The organism is Mesorhizobium sp. AA22 (genome assembly GCF_001672375.2).
GTDB classification, from domain to species: Bacteria; Pseudomonadota; Alphaproteobacteria; order Rhizobiales; family Rhizobiaceae; genus Mesorhizobium; species Mesorhizobium wenxiniae.
In genome coordinates this window covers 1,029,027-1,048,720 of sequence record NZ_CP048406.1, presented here as the reverse complement: position 1 = coordinate 1,048,720, position 19,694 = coordinate 1,029,027, and the positions used below count along the sequence as shown (strand labels likewise).

The 19,694-nt window shown below is 63.6% G+C and carries 18 protein-coding genes; 9 read left to right on the top strand and 9 right to left on the bottom strand.

Features of this window, described 5'->3' with window-relative positions; genetic code table 11:
• Window positions 1-228: 228 nt before the first annotated feature.
• The 4 genes from A9K68_RS04975 to A9K68_RS04960 all read left to right on the top strand — a co-directional run bounded on the left by A9K68_RS04975 (window position 229) and on the right by A9K68_RS04960 (window position 3,106).
• The gene (locus A9K68_RS04975; RefSeq protein WP_065010248.1) at window positions 229-483 is read left to right on the top strand and encodes a DUF4212 domain-containing protein; all 255 of its coding nucleotides are present in this window, start codon (window positions 229-231) and stop codon (window positions 481-483) included.
• 15 nt (window positions 484-498) lie between these two features.
• A complete protein-coding gene (locus tag A9K68_RS04970) occupies window positions 499-2,364 on the top strand; it encodes a sodium:solute symporter family protein (protein ID WP_065010249.1) in 1,866 nt (621 codons plus the stop codon).
• Window positions 2,365-2,472: 108 nt separating this feature from the next.
• Window positions 2,473-2,781: a YggT family protein gene (locus tag A9K68_RS04965; RefSeq protein ID WP_029349200.1), complete on the top strand. Its 309-nt coding sequence runs from the start codon at window positions 2,473-2,475 to the stop codon at window positions 2,779-2,781.
• A 4-nt stretch (window positions 2,782-2,785) separates the two neighbouring features.
• On the top strand, window positions 2,786-3,106 hold the full coding sequence (locus A9K68_RS04960) for a hypothetical protein (RefSeq protein WP_065010250.1): 321 nt from the start codon (window positions 2,786-2,788) through the stop codon (window positions 3,104-3,106).
• 20 nt (window positions 3,107-3,126) lie between these two features.
• Here A9K68_RS04960 and A9K68_RS04955 read toward each other — a convergent pair whose 3' ends face one another.
• From A9K68_RS04955 to A9K68_RS04915, 9 genes are all read right to left on the bottom strand, one after another.
• Window positions 3,127-4,071, bottom strand: coding sequence for an ABC transporter permease (locus A9K68_RS04955; protein WP_065010251.1), 945 nt, complete (start codon window positions 4,069-4,071; stop codon window positions 3,127-3,129).
• Complete coding sequence (locus A9K68_RS04950; RefSeq protein WP_065010252.1) at window positions 4,068-5,123, bottom strand: ABC transporter permease; 1,056 nt, start codon at window positions 5,121-5,123, stop codon at window positions 4,068-4,070. Before A9K68_RS04950 ends, A9K68_RS04955 begins: the two co-directional genes overlap by 4 nt.
• Window positions 5,123-6,613: an ABC transporter ATP-binding protein gene (locus tag A9K68_RS04945; protein ID WP_065010253.1), complete on the bottom strand. Its 1,491-nt coding sequence runs from the start codon at window positions 6,611-6,613 to the stop codon at window positions 5,123-5,125. The genes A9K68_RS04950 and A9K68_RS04945 overlap by 1 nt, the downstream gene beginning before the upstream one ends.
• A gap of 197 nt (window positions 6,614-6,810) precedes the next feature.
• Window positions 6,811-7,842: a BMP family protein gene (locus A9K68_RS04940; RefSeq protein ID WP_065007191.1), complete on the bottom strand. Its 1,032-nt coding sequence runs from the start codon at window positions 7,840-7,842 to the stop codon at window positions 6,811-6,813.
• Between the two features lie 164 nt (window positions 7,843-8,006).
• A complete protein-coding gene (gene pcaF, locus A9K68_RS04935) occupies window positions 8,007-9,209 on the bottom strand; it encodes a 3-oxoadipyl-CoA thiolase (protein ID WP_065007192.1) in 1,203 nt (400 codons plus the stop codon).
• Window positions 9,210-9,258: 49 nt separating this feature from the next.
• Window positions 9,259-10,551, bottom strand: a complete 1,293-nt coding sequence (locus tag A9K68_RS04930; protein ID WP_156768240.1) for an FAD-binding oxidoreductase — start codon at window positions 10,549-10,551, stop codon at window positions 9,259-9,261.
• Window positions 10,548-11,900: a glutamine synthetase family protein gene (locus tag A9K68_RS04925; RefSeq protein WP_156768241.1), complete on the bottom strand. Its 1,353-nt coding sequence runs from the start codon at window positions 11,898-11,900 to the stop codon at window positions 10,548-10,550. The genes A9K68_RS04930 and A9K68_RS04925 overlap by 4 nt, the downstream gene beginning before the upstream one ends.
• Before the next feature lie 37 nt (window positions 11,901-11,937).
• Window positions 11,938-13,221, bottom strand: coding sequence for a glycosyltransferase (locus A9K68_RS04920; RefSeq protein WP_065007194.1), 1,284 nt, complete (start codon window positions 13,219-13,221; stop codon window positions 11,938-11,940).
• Window positions 13,221-14,171, bottom strand: a complete 951-nt coding sequence (locus A9K68_RS04915; RefSeq protein WP_065007195.1) for a GntR family transcriptional regulator — start codon at window positions 14,169-14,171, stop codon at window positions 13,221-13,223. The genes A9K68_RS04920 and A9K68_RS04915 overlap by 1 nt, the downstream gene beginning before the upstream one ends.
• Window positions 14,172-14,405: 234 nt before the next feature.
• Between A9K68_RS04915 and A9K68_RS04910 the strand changes: the two genes are divergently transcribed.
• The 5 genes from A9K68_RS04910 (at window position 14,406) to A9K68_RS04890 (ending at window position 19,567) form a co-directional block, all read left to right on the top strand.
• Window positions 14,406-15,470: a spermidine/putrescine ABC transporter substrate-binding protein gene (locus A9K68_RS04910; RefSeq protein WP_065007196.1), complete on the top strand. Its 1,065-nt coding sequence runs from the start codon at window positions 14,406-14,408 to the stop codon at window positions 15,468-15,470.
• Between the two features lie 105 nt (window positions 15,471-15,575).
• Window positions 15,576-16,418 carry an ABC transporter permease gene (locus tag A9K68_RS04905; protein ID WP_065007197.1) on the top strand — a complete coding sequence of 281 codons (843 nt, stop codon included), beginning with the start codon at window positions 15,576-15,578 and terminating at the stop codon, window positions 16,416-16,418.
• On the top strand, window positions 16,411-17,205 hold the full coding sequence (locus A9K68_RS04900; protein ID WP_065007328.1) for an ABC transporter permease: 795 nt from the start codon (window positions 16,411-16,413) through the stop codon (window positions 17,203-17,205). The genes A9K68_RS04905 and A9K68_RS04900 overlap by 8 nt, the downstream gene beginning before the upstream one ends.
• Entirely contained in the window at window positions 17,202-18,275 is a 1,074-nt protein-coding gene (locus A9K68_RS04895; RefSeq protein ID WP_065007198.1) for an ABC transporter ATP-binding protein, read from the top strand. Before A9K68_RS04900 ends, A9K68_RS04895 begins: the two co-directional genes overlap by 4 nt.
• 17 nt (window positions 18,276-18,292) lie before the next feature.
• Entirely contained in the window at window positions 18,293-19,567 is a 1,275-nt protein-coding gene (locus A9K68_RS04890; protein WP_065007199.1) for a glycosyltransferase, read from the top strand.
• Window positions 19,568-19,694: the final 127 nt, after the last annotated feature.

Below are 19,694 nucleotides of genomic sequence, written 5' to 3'. Positions count from 1 at the left end.
CCTACCGATTCAAGTCCTCTCACCGGTTCTCCAGTCCTCTCACCGATTCTAAAGTCGTATGAACAGAAGCGGCAAGAAGTGTTACTCCTATAAAGTTACGGTCACTGATTCTATACCTGACCGCTACACATGCCGGAGGGCTTCCGCCTTAGCGGAAGAGGCAAGCTATAAACGGCGCCTTGCGGTCGAGACGGTTCGCAAGCTGCCAACCAAGGGAGGTTCAACGCTATGGCGACACCAGACCGCGTAAGTTATTGGAACAAGACCAAGAGCCTCATGTTCGTCATGCTGGGCCTGTGGGTGTTCTTCGGTTACGTCATCCACATGTTCGTGGAGCAACTCAACACCATCGTCATTTTTGGTTTTCCGCTCGGCTTCTACATGGCCGCCCAGGGTTCGCTTATCGCCTTCGTCGTCATGCTGTTCTGGTTCGCACGGCGCCAGAACGCGATCGACGAAGAGCATCATGTCAATGAAGATTGATCGGGGGGAACGTCAATGGCTAACACGACATCTACCACCGCAAGCGGAGGCGACTTCACCTCCAATCTTGGCCGCATCTACGGCCTCTACACCGGCGGCTTCATAGCCTTCATCATCCTGATGGCCATCTTGAGCGCCATAGGCGTCGAAAATGTTGTAATCGGCTACCTGTTCATGGGCTTTACCATCGTCATCTACGCGGTGATCGGCGTCCTGAGCCGCACCATGCATGTCGGCGAATACTACGTCGCCGGGCGTCGCGTACCGGCGCTCTACAACGGCATGGCGACGGGCGCCGACTGGATGTCGGCGGCTTCCTTCATCGGCATGGCCGGCTCGCTCTACCTGCTTGGCTATGACGGCCTCGGTTTCGTGCTCGGCTGGACTGGCGGCTACGTGCTCGTGGCCATCCTCGTTGCGCCCTATCTGCGCAAGTTCGGCGCCTACACGGTTCCCGACTTCCTGTCGGCGCGCTACGGCGGCAATCTCGCCCGCTTCATCGGCGTGATCGTTCTGTTCTCATGCTCGTTTACCTATGTGGTCGCGCAGATTTTCGGCACCGGATTGATCTCGGCTCGCTTCCTTGGCATCGACTTCAACGTAGCAGTCTATGTCGGCCTCGCCGGCATCCTGGTGTGCTCGATGCTCGGCGGCATGCGCGCCGTCACCTGGACGCAGGTCGCCCAGTACATCGTGCTGATCATCGCCTACCTGATCCCCGCCATCTGGATGTCCACGGTGAAGACGGGCATTCCTATCCCGCAATTGATGCAGGGCCAGGCGCTGGCGAACATCACCGCGCTTGAGACGGCGCAGGGCATCGCGGTGCACCACATCACGCCATTTGTGCATGGCGGCTATGACGCCAAGAACTACTTCCTGCTCATTCTCTGCCTGATGGTCGGAACGGCGTCATTGCCGCACGTCCTGATGCGCTACTTCACCACCCCGTCGGTGCGGGAAGCGCGTGTCTCGGTTGCCTGGTCGCTGCTGTTCATCTTCATCCTGTACTTCACCGCGCCCGCCTATGCGGCATTCGCCAAGTGGACGATGCTCGACCTGGTGGCGTCGGGCCTGACGCCTGAAAACATCGCCGAGAAAGCCGGATGGATGATGCGCTGGGCCGCTGCCGACAATACGCTCGTGCAGATCTGCGGCAAGGCGGCGACAGACACCGCGGCGATCGTCGCGGCCTGCGCCGAAAAGGGCGTCACGGCCCTTTCGTTTGCCGACATTAACCTCAACGCCGACATGATCGTGCTGGCCACGCCGGAAATGGCCGGCATGCCTTATGTCATCTCGGGCCTCGTCGCCGCCGGCGGCCTTGCCGCCGCGCTGTCGACTGCGGACGGCCTGCTGCTGGCCATCGCCAACGCGCTCAGCCACGACATCTACTACAAGATGATCGACCAGAATGCGCCTACGTCGCGGCGTCTGATCGTGTCCCGCATCTTGCTGGTTATGGTCGCGGTGCTGGCCGCCTACGTCGCGTCAACCAAGCCGTCGGACATCCTGTCGATGGTGTCGTGGGCGTTCTCTCTTGCCGCCGGCGGGCTCTTCCCGGCGCTGGTGCTCGGCGTCTGGTGGAAGCGGGCCAATTCGACCGGCGCTGTCGCCGGCATGATCGCAGGCTTCGGCATTACCCTCTTCTATCTGGTGATGACCCAGTACGGCGCCGATTTCGACAAGGCGACGCCGAACATGGAATTGTGGTGGGGGGTGAAAAACATCTCGTCGGCGACTTTTGGACTGCCGGTGGGCTTCGCCGTGATGATCATTGTCAGCCTTCTCACCAGGGCGCCGTCACGGGATATGCAGGATTTCATCGAGGAAATCCGTGTCCCTCGCGGCAAGCAGATGATGGAAGAAAAGATTGCCTGATTGCGCATAGCGATCGGCGCAAGAGGCGGGGTCCGGTGACGGACCCCGCTTTCATTTCGGGGACGTCGCTGGCATAACGCGGCGCCGCCGCCGCTTGGAAAATCGCCCATGAACGATTTCTGGTCCTATTGGTATTTCCACATACCGAATTTCATCCTCGCCGCGGTGATGTACACGCTGATGGGGCGTCTCCTGCTCGGCCTCTTCGTGCCCGAAAGCTGGGACAACTACATCTGGCGCTTCTTCAAGTCCGTCACGGACCCGGTCCTGCGGATCGTGCGGACCATCACGCCGTCGATCCTGACCCAGCCGGTGGTGATCGTCTTCAGCGTGCTCTGGCTTATGGCCTTGCGCGTCGGCTATCTCGTTTTTCTGATCAATTTCGGCATTGCGCCGATGGCTTCACAAGGGGGTTGAGGCAATGAACAGAAACGCTCTTGTGCCGGTCATGGCGGTCGCCATCGTCAACGGTATCTTTTCGCCGTGGGTGCTGTTGGTGTTCCTGTTCTATCCGGTCTGGTATCCGGGCTGGGCGCCTCCCTTAAGCCAGATCGTTTACATGGCAAGTGCGCTGATCCTGTCGACGATGACCATCATGCTCGCCGGCGTCCCGGCCGCGCTCTATGAGCGCTGGTCGGCGTACCCCAGGAGCATCGTCGTCTCGTCCATCTGGCTTGCCGGCACGGTTTTGTTGACGCTGCCGGCGCTGCCGAATGTCATGCGGGCGCTAAGCGGCGGCTGAGAATTTCCCGCACCAGCCTGTCAGCGTTCTTCCCGGCGGAACGGCTTGAGCAGCGCCGAAGGCGCGACGGCATTGCGCGACATCACCGCCATGGCGACGATGGTGAAGATGAAGGGCAGCATCAGGAACGCCTCATAGGGGATGTGGCCGAGCCCGCTCGCCTGCATGCGCAGTTGCAAGGCATCGACGAAGGCGAATAGCAGGGCGGCTCCTGCCGAACGCCAGGGGTCCCAGCGACCGAAGACGACGAGCGCGATCGCCACCCAGCCACGTCCGGAGACAAGGCCGAAGGTGAAAGCGTTGAACTGCACCATCGACAGGAAAGCCCCGGCCAGCCCCATCAGGGCGCCGCCGAGGATCACCGCCTGGAAGCGCGTGGCGATAACGCCTACGCCGGCCGAATCGGCGGCGCGCGGATTTTCGCCGACCATGCGCACCGACAGGCCCCACGGCGTCCGGTAGAGCACGAAGGCGGCCAGGGGAACGGCTGCCATCGCCATGTAAACCAGCGAAAACTGGTTGAATACCGCCGGTCCGAGCACCGGGATGTCGGAGAGAACAGGGATCGGCAGCGTCTTGAAACTCTTGATGCTGGGCGGCACCGATTGCTGGCCGAAGATCAGCCGGTAGAGGAAATAGGCGAGGCCCGACGAGAACAGCGTCACGCCGATGCCGCAGACATGCTGGCTGAGGCCGAGTGCCACCGTGAACAGCGCATGCACGGCACCCATCAGCGCACCGGTTACAACTGCCGCTAGCACGCCGAGCCACAGGCTGCCGCTGAGGCTGGTCGCGGTGAAGCCGGTCATCGCCGACAACAGCATGATGCCTTCTATGCCGAGATTGAGCACGCCGGCGCGCTCGGAGAACATCTCGCCCAACGTTGCGAAAGCCAGCGGCGTGGCAATCCGGATGATCGCAGCCAGGAAGCCTACCTGAAAGATCTGTTCGAGCACCACGCTCATCGTGCGGCTCCGACGCGGCGGACGCGGTAGGCGGTGAACAGCAGCGCCACCAGCATGGCGAGCAGCGCGGTTCCCTGGATGACATCACTGAGGAAGGCCGGAACCCCGGTGGCTCGCGACATCGCCTCAGCGCCGGTCATGACGGCGGCGAGGAAGAGCGCCGCTGGCACCACGCCGAGCGGGTTGAGCCTCGCCAGCATGGCGACGACGATGCCGGAATAGCCATAGCCCGGCGAGATGTCGCTCATCACCTGGAAATGCACGCCGCCGACCTCGCCGACGCCGGCAAGCCCGGCCAGCGCGCCGGACAGCAGCGCCGTCGAGATCAGCACGCGCTCGACATGGATGCCGCCATAGCGCGCAGCTTCGGGATTCTCGCCGATGACCCTGATCCTGAAGCCGAGCGTCGTGCGCGCGATCAGGAACCAGATGACCGGCGCAGCAAGGAACGCCGCCACAACGCCGAGATGCAGCCGCGTCCCTTCGAGCAGCACCGGGAAATTCGCGGAATCCTCGATCGGCGGCGAGATCGGGTAGCCGCTGAATGTGTCTTTCCACGGGCCCTCGATCAGCGCCATCAGGGCGTAGAAGATGACCGAGTTGAGCAGCAGCGAGCTGACCACGTCATCAACACTAAATTTGACGCGCAGCGTCGCCGGCACCAAGGCGACTGCGGCACCGGCGGCAGCGCCTGCCGCCGCCATGAGAAGCATGGCGAGCGGCCCCGGCATCGGGATGGCGCCGACCGCGCAGCTCGCCACCGCACCGGCCAGCAACTGCCCCTCGGCGCCGATGTTCCAGAATTTGGCACGGAAGGCGACGGCGACGGCCAGCCCGGTAAAGATCATCGGGGTCGCGCGCACCAGCGTTTCGGTGATGGCGTAGCTGTCGCCCAGCGACGCCGAGAACATCACACCATAGGCTTCGATGACACCGGCACCGGCCAGCGCGATGAGGCCGCTGCACAGCACCAGCGTTGCTCCGATCGCCAGCAGTGGCAGAGCGAGATTGAACCAGCCGGGGGTGCTGGTGCGGGCTTCGAGGCGAAACATCAGGCTGTCCCCTCCGCCCCGGTCATCATCAGGCCGAGCCGCGCAATGGTGGCGTCGGCGCTGTCGAGCGTGCCGACGATCCGTCCCTCATACATCACCGCGATGCGGTCGCAGAGCATGATCAGTTCTTCGAGATCCTCGCCGAGGACGATGATGCCGCAGCCCCTGCCACGCATGTCGAGGAACTTTTCGTGGATGAAGCGCGCCGCACCGATGTCGAGACCGCGCGTCGGCTGCGACACGATCAGCACCTTGGGGTCGAAGGCGAGCTCGCGCGCCAGCAGCGCCTTTTGCAGATTGCCACCGGACAGCGCTCCGGCCCGCGTCATCGGTCCGGGGCAGCGTATGTCATAGGCCTTGATCTGCGCTTCGGCGAAGGCGCGGATCGCATCCGGCCTGAGCAGGCCGTTGCGGCTGAACGCCCCCGTGCCGATGCGCGGCAGCACCATCGAATCCGCCAGCGGCAAATTGGTGACCAGACCGGTCGTCATCCGGTCTTCCGGGATGCGCCCGAGACCGAGCGCCTGCACCTCGCGCGGCGAGAACCGCGAGACGATTTTGCCGGCTATCGTCATCCGGCCGGCATCGGGCGCGCGAACGCCGGAGATCACCTCGGCAAGCGCCCGCTGGCCATTGCCCGCGACACCGGCAATGCCGAGGATCTCGCCGGCACGCACGAAGAGCGACACGTCGCGCAGCGCCATGCCGGAATGCCGCGACGTCGAGATGCCGTCGAGGGTCAGCACCGGGGCACCTGGCGTCGATGGTCCCCTGGCCGGCGGAACGATTTCGTGGCCGCACATCAGCCTCGCCATCTCCGAGGATGTCGTGCTTGCGGGGGTATCGACGCGCCCGGTCACGCGGCCATGCCGCAGCACCACGCAGCGATGGGTGAGCGCCCTAACCTCGTTGAGCTTATGCGAGATGAAGATGATGCCGAGGCCCTGGGCCGCCATCGAGCGCAGCGCCGAAAACAGCCCGTCGACCTCTGTCGGCGCCAGCACCGCCGTCGGCTCGTCTAGAATCAGCAGCCTTGCACCGCGAAACAACGCCTTGACGATTTCGAGCCGCTGCTGCTCGCCGATTGACAGCACCGAGACGGGAAGGTCCGGATCGAGCGTGAGTCCATGCTGCCGGCCGATCTCGTTGAGCCGCGCCAGCCCGCCGGCGCGGTCGATCCGGCCCGACTTTCCGGGGATGCCGATCAGCAGGTTTTCCAGCACCGAAAGCCGCGGTGCGAGATGAAAGTGCTGGTGCACCATGCCGATGCCGGCGGCAAGCGCGTCGGCCGAGCTGTTGATCGTCACCGGCCGGCCCTGAACCAGGATCTCGCCGCCGTCGGGCGCATAGGCGCCGAACAGCACGTTCATCAGCGTCGTCTTGCCGGCGCCGTTTTCACCCAGCAGCCCGAGAATCTCACCCGGCGCGACGCTGAGATCGACGGCTTCGTTTGCCTTGACGGCGCCGAAGCTCTTGGAGATGCCGCGCATTTCGATGAGTGGGGCAGATGTTGACAAGGGTGCTCCTGGTGGGAGATGGCGCGACTCTTCACCCTCCCCTTGTGGGGAGGGTCGGCTTACGGTCGTAGCGTAGCGAAGATCGAGAGACGGGGTGGGGGTACGGCGCCGACCCCCACCCCGCTCCGCTTCGCGGATCGACCCTCCCCACAAGGGGGAGGGTAAAAAACTCAATCCGAAACCGGCGTGTTCTCGTCGACATCGACGCGGAAATTGCCGTCGAGGATTTCGGCCTTTTTCTTCTCGACCAGCTCCTTGACGTCGGCGGGCAACGTCTTGTCGAATTTGTGGTACGGCGCCAGAAACGAGCCGCCCTTAGCCATGCGCGAGAAATCACCGTAATCCTGGGCGGTGAAGACGCCGGCCTTGACCAGTTTGATCGCGTGCTCGACCGTCGGATACATGTCCCACACCGGGCCGGTTATCACCGTGTCCGGGCCCAGGTTGGACTGGTCGGACATGTTGGAGATGGCGAGGATCTTCCTCTCGACCGCCGCTTCGATGACGCCGAAACGTTCGGCATAGATCACGTCGACACCGGCGTCGATCTGGGCGATAGCCGCTTCCTTGGCCTTTGGCGGGTCGAAGAAGGAGCCGATGAAAGCAACCTTTCTCTTGATATCAGGATTGACCTCCCGGGCGCCGGCAAAGAAGGCATTGACGAGCCGGTTCACTTCCGGAATGCCCATCGCCGCAACGGCGCCGATCGTGCCTGATTTCGACATCTTTCCGGCGATCAGGCCGGAGAGATAAGCCGGCTCGTGGATCCAATTGTCGAAGACTGCGAAATTCGGCTCGGCCGGCCCGGCGCCGGAGCCGAACAGGAAGGCAACCTTCGGGAACTGCTTGGCGGTCCGGCGGGATTCCCGTTCGGCGGCGAAGGCGTCGCCCATTACCAGCTCATAGCCGCCTTGCGCATATTCGCGCATGACACGGCTGAAATCCGCCGTCTGAACCTTCTCCGACCATTTGTACTCGATGCCGAGTTCCTTCTCGGCCCTCTGCAGGGCGACATGGATTTGGTGGACCCATGGCTCCTCGGTCGGCGTGGCGAAGATCGCCGCCACCTTCAGTTTCTTGTCCTGAGCTAAGGCCAGACCCGGCAGCATGGTTGCTGCCAGGCCGAGCGCGCCCAGTTCCAGAACGCTGCGTCGCGAAAGCCCTTTGCATTTCGACTGGACTTTGCTCTTCCCGTTTTCCATCGCATGCCCCTCTGATTGGCGCCGTGGCGAGCCGGCTGTTTCTTTGAAGTGTCAGCTGGGGAACTATGGAACGGAGCCTCACCTTTGTCCACATGGTCAAATTTTTCGGGGGAGCAGCAGCTGCCGCCCGCCGTGGCAGACCGCGGCCGGCGCTCGATCTTGTTTTACTGCCGTTCCAGCGCCACGGCGATGCCTTGGCCAACGCCGATGCACATGGTGGCGAGCGCATAGCGGCCGCCGCGCTCCCTGAGCTCCAGCGCCGCAGTGCCTGATATGCGCGCACCCGACATGCCGAGAGGATGGCCGAGTGCGATGGCGCCGCCATTCGGGTTGACGTGCTCCGCGTCCTCGGCAATGCCGAGCTGGCGGAGCACGGCGATGGCTTGGGAGGCAAAGGCTTCGTTGAGTTCGATGACGTCGAAATCTGCTGGCTTCAGCCCGATCCGGGCACACAGCTTCTGTGTCGCTGGCACGGGGCCGATGCCCATGATGCGCGGCACTACGCCGGCGACCGCACCGCCGAGGATGCGGGCGATCGGCGTCAGCCCATATTTCTTCACGGCAGCTTCCGAAGCGACGATCAGCGCCGCGGCACCATCGTTGACACCCGACGCATTGCCGGCCGTGACCGTGCCGCCTTGCCGGAACGGCGTCGGCAGTTTCGCCAGCGCCTCGATCGTCGTACCCCCGCGTGGATGCTCATCCTTCGAGACGACCGCGTCGCCCTTGCGCTGCGGGATCGTTACGGGAATGATCTCCTTCGCCAGCCGGCCATTGGCCTGCGCGGCCACCGCCTTGTCCTGGCTGCGTACGGCAAACGCATCCTGGTCCGCGCGGGAGACGGCGAACTCTTCCGCGACATTCTCGCCGGTCTCCGGCATCGAATCGATGCCGTACTGCGCCTGCATCAGCGGGTTGACGAAACGCCAACCGATGGTGGTGTCGTGAATCTCGGCATTGCGGGAGAAGGCCGTCTCCGCCTTGGGCATGACGAAAGGAGCGCGGCTCATCGATTCGACGCCGCCTGATATCATCAGCTCCGCCTCGCCCGCCTTGATAGCGCGTGCGGCGATGATGATGGCATCCATGCCCGAACCGCAGAGGCGATTGACGGTCGAGCCGGAAACCTCCTTGGGCAACCCGGCCAGCAGCAGTGCCATGCGCGCGACATTGCGATTATCCTCGCCGGCCTGGTTGGCGCAGCCATAGACGACGTCATCGATCGCGGCCCAATCGATGCCGGGGTTGCGCTCGACCAATGCTCTCAGGGGGATCGCGCCAAGGTCGTCGGTGCGGATCGAAGACAATGACCCACCAAAGCGTCCGATCGGCGTGCGACTGTAGTCGCAGATATAGGCCTCGGCCATCTAACAGCTCTCTTTTGCGTTTCCCTGCTACGGCCCCGCTCGCTTGCGCTCAATGCTTGATGCGGTCGCGCATGGCGTACCAGAGCATGCCGAGCACATAAAGCGGACCGCGCAGGGCGGTGCCGCCGGGAAATGGCAACGGCCTCAGCGTCGAAAACAGATCAAGCCGCGAATTATTGCCGGTGATCGCCTCAGCGAGCAGCTTTCCCGACAGTGTCGACAGGATCACGCCCTTGCCGGAATAGCCATGCGCAAAATAGACCTCGCCATAGTGGCCGACATCAGGCAGGCGCGATGTCGTCACCGAGACAAGCCCGCCCCAGGCATGGTCGATGCGGCGGCCGCGCAATTGCGGAAAGGTCTTTTCCATATGCGGCCGCACGAAGCCGGCAATGTCGGCGGGCGGCGACGGCGTGTAGCGCTCACCGCCGCCGAACAACAGGCGTCCGTCCGCCGACAGCCGGTAGTAGTTGACCACGAAGCGGGTGTCGGAAACGGCGACATTGCTTGGGATGACGTCGCTCGGGTCGTCCAGCGCCTCGGTGGCGACGATGTAGTTGCCGACCGGCATGATGCGGCTGTTGACGCGCGGCTCGAGCCCTTGGAGGAGGGCATCGCCGGCCAGCACGACATGCCTGGCCCGGACCGAGCCCTTGGCCGTCGCAACCCTGATGGCAGGTTCCCGCTCCAGCCGCAGCGCCACCGAATTCTCATGGATGCTGACGCCCGCCGCTGCCGCGGCGCGGGCAAGACCCAGCGTGTAGTTCAGCGGATGCATATGGCCGCCGAGCTTCTCGTACATCGCCCCGTGATAGGGCGTGTTCACCATTCCACGCGCCTGCGCCGCCGACAGCATCTCGACGTCGTGAAAATTCATCACGCTGGCAAGGCACTCAGCCTCTTCTTCGAGGTCGCGCAGGTCGGAGCTGTTGACCGCACCGGCGAGGTGGCCGGTCAGCCGGAGGTCGCAATCGATGGCGTGGCGCTCGATCAGGTCGAGCACCAGTCCGCACGCCTCGAAGGCGAGATCGAACAGCGCCCGCGCCCGTTCGGGCCCATACAGCTTGACCAGACCCTTGGCGCCCTTGCGCAGCCCGGGGATTATCTGGCCGCCATTGCGCCCGGACGCCCCCCAGCCGATCTTGCCGCCTTCGAGGAGCACCACCTTCAACCCGCGCTCGGCCGTATGAAGGGCTGCGGACAGGCCGGTGCAGCCGCCGCCGACCACCACCAGATCGGCGTCGATGTCGCCCTGCAGCGCCGAATGCTCCAGAGCCGGATTGGCCGTCGCGACATAGTAGGATTTGCCGATATCCAGGCCGGAGTTGAAGCTCATCATCATACCTTGAGCAGCAGGTGGTCGCGTTCCCAGCTGGTGACGACGCTCTGGAACAGGTCAAGCTCGACGCTCTTGACGCGCAGATAGGTCTGGAAGAAATCCTCGCCGAGCAACTCCCGAACCGGACTGCACGCAGCGAAACGGTCGAGCGCCTCCTCCATGGTTTTCGGCAGCGTGCTCTTGCTGCGATAGGCATTGCCCGATGCCTCTGGCGAGCGCGAGAGCTTTTCTTCGACGCCGAGATAGCCGCAGAGCAGCGAGCCGGCCATCGCCAGATAGGGATTGGAATCGGCGCCGGGCAGCCGGTTTTCCACCCGCCGCGCGGCGCGCCCGCCGGCCGGCACGCGCAGGCCGCAGGAGCGGTTGTCATGCGACCACTCGATGTTGGCCGGGGCGCTGTGGTTCGGCCGGATGCGGCGGAACGAATTCACATTCGGCGCAAACAGCGGCATCACCTCGGGAAGGTATTTCTGCAGGCCGCCGACGAAATGCCCGAACATTTCGGTGTCGGCATCGTCGCGCCCGGCAAACAGCGTATTCCCGGCCTCGTCGACGACCGACATATGGAGATGCATGGAGCTGCCGGCCTGTGCGGCGATCGGCTTGGCCATGAAGGTCGCGTGCATGCCGAATTCCTGTGCGGCCTGGCGCGTCATCCTCTTGAACAGCAGCACCTTGTCGGCCAGCGGCAGCGCGTCGCCATGCAGGAAATTGATCTCGAGCTGCGCCGTGCCCGATTCATGGATCAGCGTGTCGAGCGGCAGCCCGGCCGCCGCGGCATAATCGTAGAGGCGCCGGATCACCGGCTCGAATTCCTCCAACGCCGCCATGTCATAAGGATGCTGCACTGTTTCGGAACGGCCATTGCGCCCGACCGGTGCGCTCAACGGCCGATCAGGATCGGGATTAGGCGCGGTCAGGTAGAATTCGAGTTCCGGAGCCACCACCGCCCGCCATCCCCGCTGGCGGTAGAGATCGAGCACGGCCCTCAAGACGTGGCGCGGCGAGGCCATCCACGGCCGGTCGTCCATGTGAAACGCATCGGCAAAGACATAGGCTTTCCCTGCTCCGGCACCGGGTGCCAGGCAGAGCGTCGCAACGTCCGGCACCATCCGCATGTCGGGGTCCTGATAGCCGAAGCCCTCGTCGTTGGAACCGGAATAGCGGCCGTCGATGCAGACCAGGAAGGCGCTGCTCGGCAGGTAGAGCGCGCGATCTTCGAGCGACTTCAGGAACTTGGCCGTCGGCAAGGTCTTGCCGCGCAGCACGCCGTTCACATCCGGCACCAGGCACTCGACTTCCCTGATCCCCTGCTGCTCCAGCCACCCCTTCGGATCGTCCGTCGGGGTCATTTGCGGTGCATCCGTTGTCGTGGTGTTGAGCATCAGGTCACGTCCTTATGAGGGCGAGAATGGCTTCGGCGGCGATTTCGGTTCCCGGCGCCCGTGCCATGGTGACCGCATTGTCTTTGAGGCGAAAGCGCATCCCGCTGTCGGCCATTAGGCCAAGGATGGCATTTTCCAGTTCATCGTCGCTCCAGCCGTCGCGGCTGATGTGGCGGCCAACGCCGGTTTCCTCAGCGCGTCGCGCATTGTCATGCCCGTCCCAGCAATAGGGCATGATCAGCGACGGCACGCCGAAACGCAGCGCTTCGCAAAAGCTGTTGTTGCCGCCGTGATGGATGAAGAGATCGGATTTCGCGACGACCGACGGCTGCGGAAACCAGGCGTCGAGATAGACATTGTCCGGAACCGCGCGATAGGTGTCGCGCAGACCGCCGACATTGACGATGAAACGAGCCGGAAGCCGGTCGAACACCGCAAGCATGCGCTCGATCAGGCCGACATCCATGGCGCCCAGGCTGCCGAAGCTTAGATAAACCAGCGGCCCGTCATTGCGCGGAAAGACCGGCAGATCGAACGGCCCTTCCGAACGGACGCAGCCTTCGAGATAGACGAAGCGGGCCGGGTCGAGCTGCTCGGCGCGCTGCCTGCGCACGATCGTTGGGGTCAGCAGCAAATTGAGGTCGGGCGAAGCTTCGAGAAAAAGGCCCTTCGGCAAGGGCGCAAGACCGGCGTCGATCCGAAGCCGGTTGAACCGATCATGCGCCGGAGCGACCGCTGCCAGATAGCGCGCCTCGAAAGCCGCGCGGCTTGGGTCGTCGGCGGCGAGACCGGACAGATAGGGTGGTACATCGGCGTCGGGAAGCTCGGTCTCGGCGCAGGAGACGACGCGCACCCATGGGCAGCCGGCGGCGGCCAGCGCCGGAAACATGATGACATTGTCGAGCACCACGGCGTCCGGCTTCAGCCGGGCCAGCAATTGGCGCAGCGGCGCCTCGGCATTGACCGCGGTATCGACGATCGCTTCCCAGGTCGGGGCGACGTAGGTTTCGAGCTGATCGATCGGGCTCAGCCTGAAATGCGGCAGATGCCGGCGCACGAAAGCTTGCCAGTAGCTCTGGCGTTCGCTGTCGGTCAGCGGCTCGTCGGTCGGCAACTGGTATTCCTGAAAACCATAGTCGGCGAACACACCGGAAAAGCCGGCGTGACAGATGAACACCGGCCGGGCGCCCCGGGCGCGCAAGGCTTGCGCGATACCGACGCAATTGAGCGCGGCGCCGAAGCTCGCTTCGGGAAACAGCGCGATGGTCGGGCTGGCTTTGCGCGTCACTACGGTCCTCGTGAGTCCGGCCGGCTGATCATGCCAAACAATGCGGGGGCCCCGCGACTGGCCGCCTGCGGCCGCTGGCTGCGGGAGAGCCGCAGGTGGACGCGAAGCAGATCGGCTGCAACCTCATACTGCCGGCTTTCCAATTGGTCGAGTATGGTCAGGTGCTCGCGCAGCGATTGCTTCAGCCGGAAGACGTTGACGCCGGCATAGGTTCCCGGAAGCCGGCGCAGCCTGAGATGGTCGGACAGCGCGTCGGTGACGAACCGGTTGGCGGCGCCGTCGGCGATCATTCCGTGAAAATCGATGTCCAGCCGCTGGAACTCTCTGATATCGAATGCGGCATCGGGCAGCGCCAGCAGCGTTTCCATGCCCTGGCGCAAGGCTGCCGCGCGCGTCCCGTCCAGCCGAAAGCCGGGCGCCAGAATGGCGGCGGGTTCCAGCAGCAGGCGGAACTCATAGCTTTCCCCTTGTGCCTCCGGATCGTCAGGCGCCCGCCTGAACAGCCAAGCCTGCCCCGGTGCACGGTCCAGAAGATTTTCCTCCGTCAGTTTCTTTAGCGATTTTAGTACCGTCTTTCGTTCGGCGCCATAGCGCCGCATCAGCGCGCCGATGGTCACCGTTTGATCCAGCCGGCGCGCCGATCGATCGCGCAGGATCATCTCCGCGAGCTCGTCTTCCTCGGCGCTCGGCAGGTCGGCTGAAACGGTCGTTTGGTTGGTGAGGTCGACGGCCAGCCGATAGCCCGATTCAGCCTCCCAGCGCACGACACCCCTTTCGGTGAGCAGGCGCAAAGCGGCGCGCACCGGGGTTCGAGATACGTTGCACAGCGAGGCGATCTGCTGTTCCGGGAGATGAGCGCCGGCCTCGAAGCCGCGCTGCCGGGCCACATCGAGAATGCGCTGAGCGAGATCGAGATGGTTGGTGCGCGGTCGTCTGGCGGCGGCTTGCATGGCGATTTCTCATGAACGGTGACCACTACGGCGTGACCGAGCGCGCCATAGGGCGTTCGGCGATTTCGCAGCGACGTGCCAAATTATGGATTGACGTACTTTTTTCTGCAATAGTACTGTGAGGTCAAACGGCAACAAAAAGACCGGGGAACAGGATCGAAGCGGCGGCATGGGTCGCAAGCGCTGGTCCGACGATTGATTGAATTCGACGATCAACCAGAATGGGAGTCTGTAATGACCGCCTCAACCCGCCTGCGCCATCCGTTAAAGATATCTTCGGTCGCGCTTGGTCTCGCCCTGGCGCTGTCGGCGCCGGCGGCCGCCGCCGACCTCGTCATTTCCAACTGGGACGGCTACATGGCGCCGGATGCCATGGCCGCCTTCAAGGCCGCAACCGGCGTTTCCGGCGAAGTCGTGGTTCACGCCACCAATGAGGAGATCATGGGCAAGCTCGTGGCTTCGGGCGGCAAGGGCTATGACGTGGTCTTCGTCTCCTCGCCCTTCGCCGAAGTGCTGAACAAGCTCGGCCTGATCGAGGCGATCGACCAGGCGAAGATCCCCAACCTTGCCAATCTCTATCCCGAGGCGACGAAGCTGCCGCACGATGCCGGCAACAATTTCTCCGTGCCTTACACTTGGGGCACCACCGGCCTCTGCTACCGCTCGGATCTGGTCAAGACCGAGCCGGCCAGCTGGAACGATCTTCTCGCCCCCTCCGACGACCTCAAGGGCAAGACCACGATGCTGGCGACCGACCGCTGGCTGCTGGCCGCCGGCCAACTCGCCAAGGGCTATTCGGTCAACGAGACCGATCCGGCCAAGCTCGCCGAGGTCAAGGACCTGCTGATCTCGGCCAAGAAGACCTTGCTCGCCTATGACGACACCACCTTCTACTCGAAGCTGGTCTCCGGCGAGGCGTTGTTGGTGCAGGCATGGGACGGCTGGTGCAATTACGGCATCGCCGAGAAGCCTGAGATCAAATACGTCATCCCCAAAGAGGGCTCGGATCTGTGGGTCGACACGATGGTGGTGATGAAGGCTTCGGCCAACAAGGACGCCGCCTTCCAGTTCATCAACTTCATGCTGGACGCCAAGAACCACGCCTGGGCAGCGCAGAACATCGACTACAAGGTGCCGAACAAGCCGGCTATGGAAAGTCTGCCTGCGGATTTCCTCGCCAAGTTCCCCAATATGAGCATGCCGGTGGCCGAGCTGGTCAAGTTTGAGCAGTTGCGCGACGTCGGCGACGCCCAGCGCGACTATTCGAAGATCGTCAGCGAGATCAAGGCCGCGCAGTAACCAGTATCAAGGTCAGAGATCGCGGTCGACGGCGGGCCTCCGCCGCCGGCCGCTGAGTGCGGTATCGCAATCGTGTCCCAAACCAGATTTCGCTCCTCCTTGCTGATGGCGCCGGCGCTGGCCTGGCTCACCGCCTTGATGGTGGTGCCATGCGCTCTGGTGCTAGCGCTCGCCTTCTTCCGGCGCGGCATCTATGGCGGCATTGAATACACCTTCACGCTGGAGAATTTCGGGCTGGTGTTCGACCCGCTCTATGCCGGCATCTTCCTCAATTCGGCGCGCATCGCCGGCACGGCAACGCTGATCGCGGTGGTGATCGGCTATGCCGCCGCCTATGCGATCGCGGCGGCACCACGGCGGTGGCAGCCGGTATTCCTGTTCTTCGCCGTCCTGCCTTTCTGGTCCAACTACCTGATCCGCACGTACGCCTGGATCGTGCTGCTCAACCGCGAGGGCCTGATCACGCAGCTCTTGCGCTGGCTTGGCTACACCGGCGAGCCGCCGTCGATGCTCTACAGCGAAGGCGCCGTCATCGCCGGTCTGGTTTACAATTATCTGCCCTTCGTTATCCTGGCCTGCTACGCACCGCTGTCGCGGCTCAACCCGGAGCTCGCCGAGGCCTCACGCGACCTCGGCGCTTCGGCGTTGACCACATTTCGCCGGGTCATCCTGCCGTTGACGGTGCCGGGCATCGCCGCCGGGGCGGTGTTCGTCTTCGTGCTGTCGATCGGCAATTTCGTCACGCCGGCGCTGCTCGGCGGCGGCCGCTTCCAGATGATCGGCAATCTCGTCTACGACCAGTTCCTGACCGCCAATGACTGGCCCTTCGGCGCCGCACTTGCCATGGCGCTGATCGCCATAATGCTGCTAGTGCTGACGGCGCAGGCCCTGGCTGCGGATCGCGCCGCAGGCCGTGCCGCCGAGGCGAAAGGAGGCGCCGATGGCTGAGCGCTCCCCCGCCACGCGGCGCACGCTCTGGCTTGTGCTTTCGCTGGTCTTTGCCTTTCTCTACATCCCGATCGCGGTGCTGGTGGCGCTGTCTTTCAACCAAGGCGGGCTGCCGACCGTCTGGTCGGGCTTTTCACTGAAATGGTATGCCTCGTTGGTCGGAAACGCCGCGATCCTTTCCGCTGCCCTCAACACGCTGATCGTGGCGCTCGTCTCGACGGCAATCGCCACCTTGCTCGGCACGCTGCTGGCGATCGGTGTCGAAATACGCCGGCAATATGGGAGCGGCCTGGAGGCGCTGATCTTTGCGCCGATGATCATTCCCGACATCGTGCTGGCGATCGCGCTGCTCAGCTTCTTCTCTTTGCTCGATTTCACCCTGGGCCTGCACACCATCATCCTCGCCCATGTCGTCTTCAACCTCGCCTTCGTCTGTTCGGTGGTGCGCGCGCGGCTGAAGAGCTTCGACTGGTCGATCGTCGAGGCCTCCGCCGATCTCGGCGCCTCCGCGCTCACCACCTTCAGGCGGGTGACATTGCCGGTCATCCTGCCGGCGGTCGTCGCCGGTGCGCTGCTCGCCTTCACGCTTTCGGTCGACGAGTTCATCATCGCCTTCTTCACATCAGGCGCCGGCCGCGCCTCGACCACGCTGCCGATGCAGATCTATTCGATGATCCGCTTCGGCATCACCCCAGAGATAAACGCATTGGCGACCATCGTCATGGCGGTCAGCATCACCGCGCTAACCCTGTCGCAGCGGCTCAACCGCGGGGTGATCGGCCAATGAGCGAACCCCGCACGCTGCTGGCGATCGACAAGGTGTCGAAGAATTTCGGCCGGGTGACCGCCGTCGACCGCATTTCGCTCGATATCCGTGAGAACGAGTTCTTCGCCCTGCTCGGGCCGTCGGGCTGCGGCAAGACCACGCTACTGCGCATGTTGGCCGGCTTCGAGACGCCCAATGACGGGCGCATCCTGCTCGACGGGCGCGACATCGCCAGGACGCCGCCCAACAAGCGGCCGGTCAATCTGATGTTCCAGTCTTATGCGCTGTTTCCGCATATGAGCGTTAGGGCCAACGTCTCCTACGGCCTCGAAATGGAACGCTTGCCGGCAAAGGAAATCCGCTCCCGCGTCGACGCCATCCTGGCGACGACCGAGCTCATTCCTTTCGCCGACCGCAAGCCGGAGCAACTGTCGGGCGGGCAGAAGCAGCGCGTCGCGCTTGCCCGGGCGTTGGTTAAGCGGCCGCGGCTGCTGCTGCTCGACGAGCCGCTCGGCGCGCTCGACAAGAAATTGCGCGGCGCCATGCAGCTGGAGCTGAAGCGCCTGCAGCACGAGGTCGGCATCACCTTCGTCATCGTCACCCATGACCAGGAGGAATCGCTTGTCATGGCCGACCGCATGGCGGTGCTGAGAGACGGCAAGCTGCTGCAATGCGACACGCCGCATGCAGTCTACGAGCATCCCGCCGACCGTTTCGTCGCCGACTTCATCGGCGTGATGAATTTCGTGCCGGGCAAGGCCACCGCCGACGGGGTGAAGGCAGCGGACGGCACACGGATCGTCGGAACCGTTCCCTCGCCTCTGGCTTCCGGCGCAGCGGCGGTCGCTTCAGTGCGGCCCGAGCGAATCCGGCTTTTCCCGTCGCCAGAGACAGCCAACCGGATCGCCGGCACCGTCGAGGCGCTCGCCTATCACGGGCTCGACCTGCAACTGCATGTCCGCACCGCTCTGTCGCCAAAGCCGTTCCTGGTGCGCGTCACCGCCGACGCCGCCGACCGGCGCCCGGTCTCGTCAGGCGATGCGGTCGAACTCGGCTGGGATGCCGCCGACGTCAGAATTTTCGCAGATTGATTGGAAGGAGAAGCTTGATGGCTCAGAAGACGATCGCGTTTTTTCCGGAAGCAGCCTACGGCCCGGCGCTCAATTCGGTCGGCATCGCCCAGGCGGTCGAGGCGCACGGCCACAGAGCGGTGTTCCTGTCGGACCCTGGTTTCCTCGATGTCTACAAGGGCTACGGCTTCGAAGCTCATCCGGTGAACCTGTCCGAGCCGATGCCGCCCGAGCAGATGGCAAAGTTCTGGGAAGACTTCATCAACGGCCACATCCCGAACTTCCGCAAGTCGCCCTACCACCAGGTCGACAACTACGTGAAGGATTGCTGGGCGGCGATTGTTGACAGCGCCAAATGGGCAGAGAAGGACCTGCCTGGTGTACTTGCGACGATCAAGCCGGATGTTATCTGCGTCGACAACGTCATCCTGTTCCCGGCGATCAAGCAGTATGGCAAGCCGTGGGTGCGCGTCATCTCCTGCTCGGAAAACGAAATCGAGGACGAGGATATCCCGCCGCATCTGTCCGGCTGCGGTGAGAATGACCACGCCTGCCATCGGCGCTACCGCGATCATTTCAACGCTGTCATCAAGCCGATCCATGACGACTTCAACGCGTTCCTAAAGGCGAACAACGAGGCGCCGTATCCGATCGGCCAGTTCTTCGAGGCTTCGCCCTATCTCAACTTGCTGCTCTATCCCGAGACGGCAAAGTTCAAGCGCCGCCATCCGCTTGACCCGGCAAAATTTCAGTATCTGGAAGGCTGCGTGCGGCAGGAGAAGCCCTACACCGTGCCGACCTTCGCGAAAAACAATGACGGGCCGCTGCTCTATGTTTCCTTCGGCAGCCTTGGCGCCGGCGATGTCGATCTGCTGAAGCGCATCATCGCGACGCTGGGCAAGACGCGCTACCGGGCGCTGGTCAATGTCGGGGGATACAAGGACCAGTACGCGCAAGTGCCCGAAAACGTCATCGTCGAGAGCTGGTTTCCGCAGCCCTCGGTCATCCCGCAGGTCGATGCGGTGATCCACCATGGTGGCAACAACTCGTTCACCGAGTGTCTCTACTTTGGCAAGCCGGCGATCATCATGCCCTATGTCTGGGATGGCCACGACAACGCGACGAGGGTCGAGGAGACCGGCCACGGCTTCGGCATGCCGCGCTACAACTGGAGCGATGCCGAGCTGATCGCCAAGATCGAAACCTGTCTGACGGACCCGGCAATCAAGGCTAAGCTGGCGAAAACATCGGCGCAGATGCAATCGCAGAACGGCCCGGAGAGAGCGGCGGGGCTGCTGGAGAAACTTCTGTGACCGGGCATATGGGTATGGCATCAGTGCTTTCGCCAATCGCCAACTTCGCAAATGGGGCGCTCTCGGCGAGGCTGCCGATCTCCCCCCAAGTGGGGGAGATGTCCGGCAGGACAGAGGGGGGCGCCGT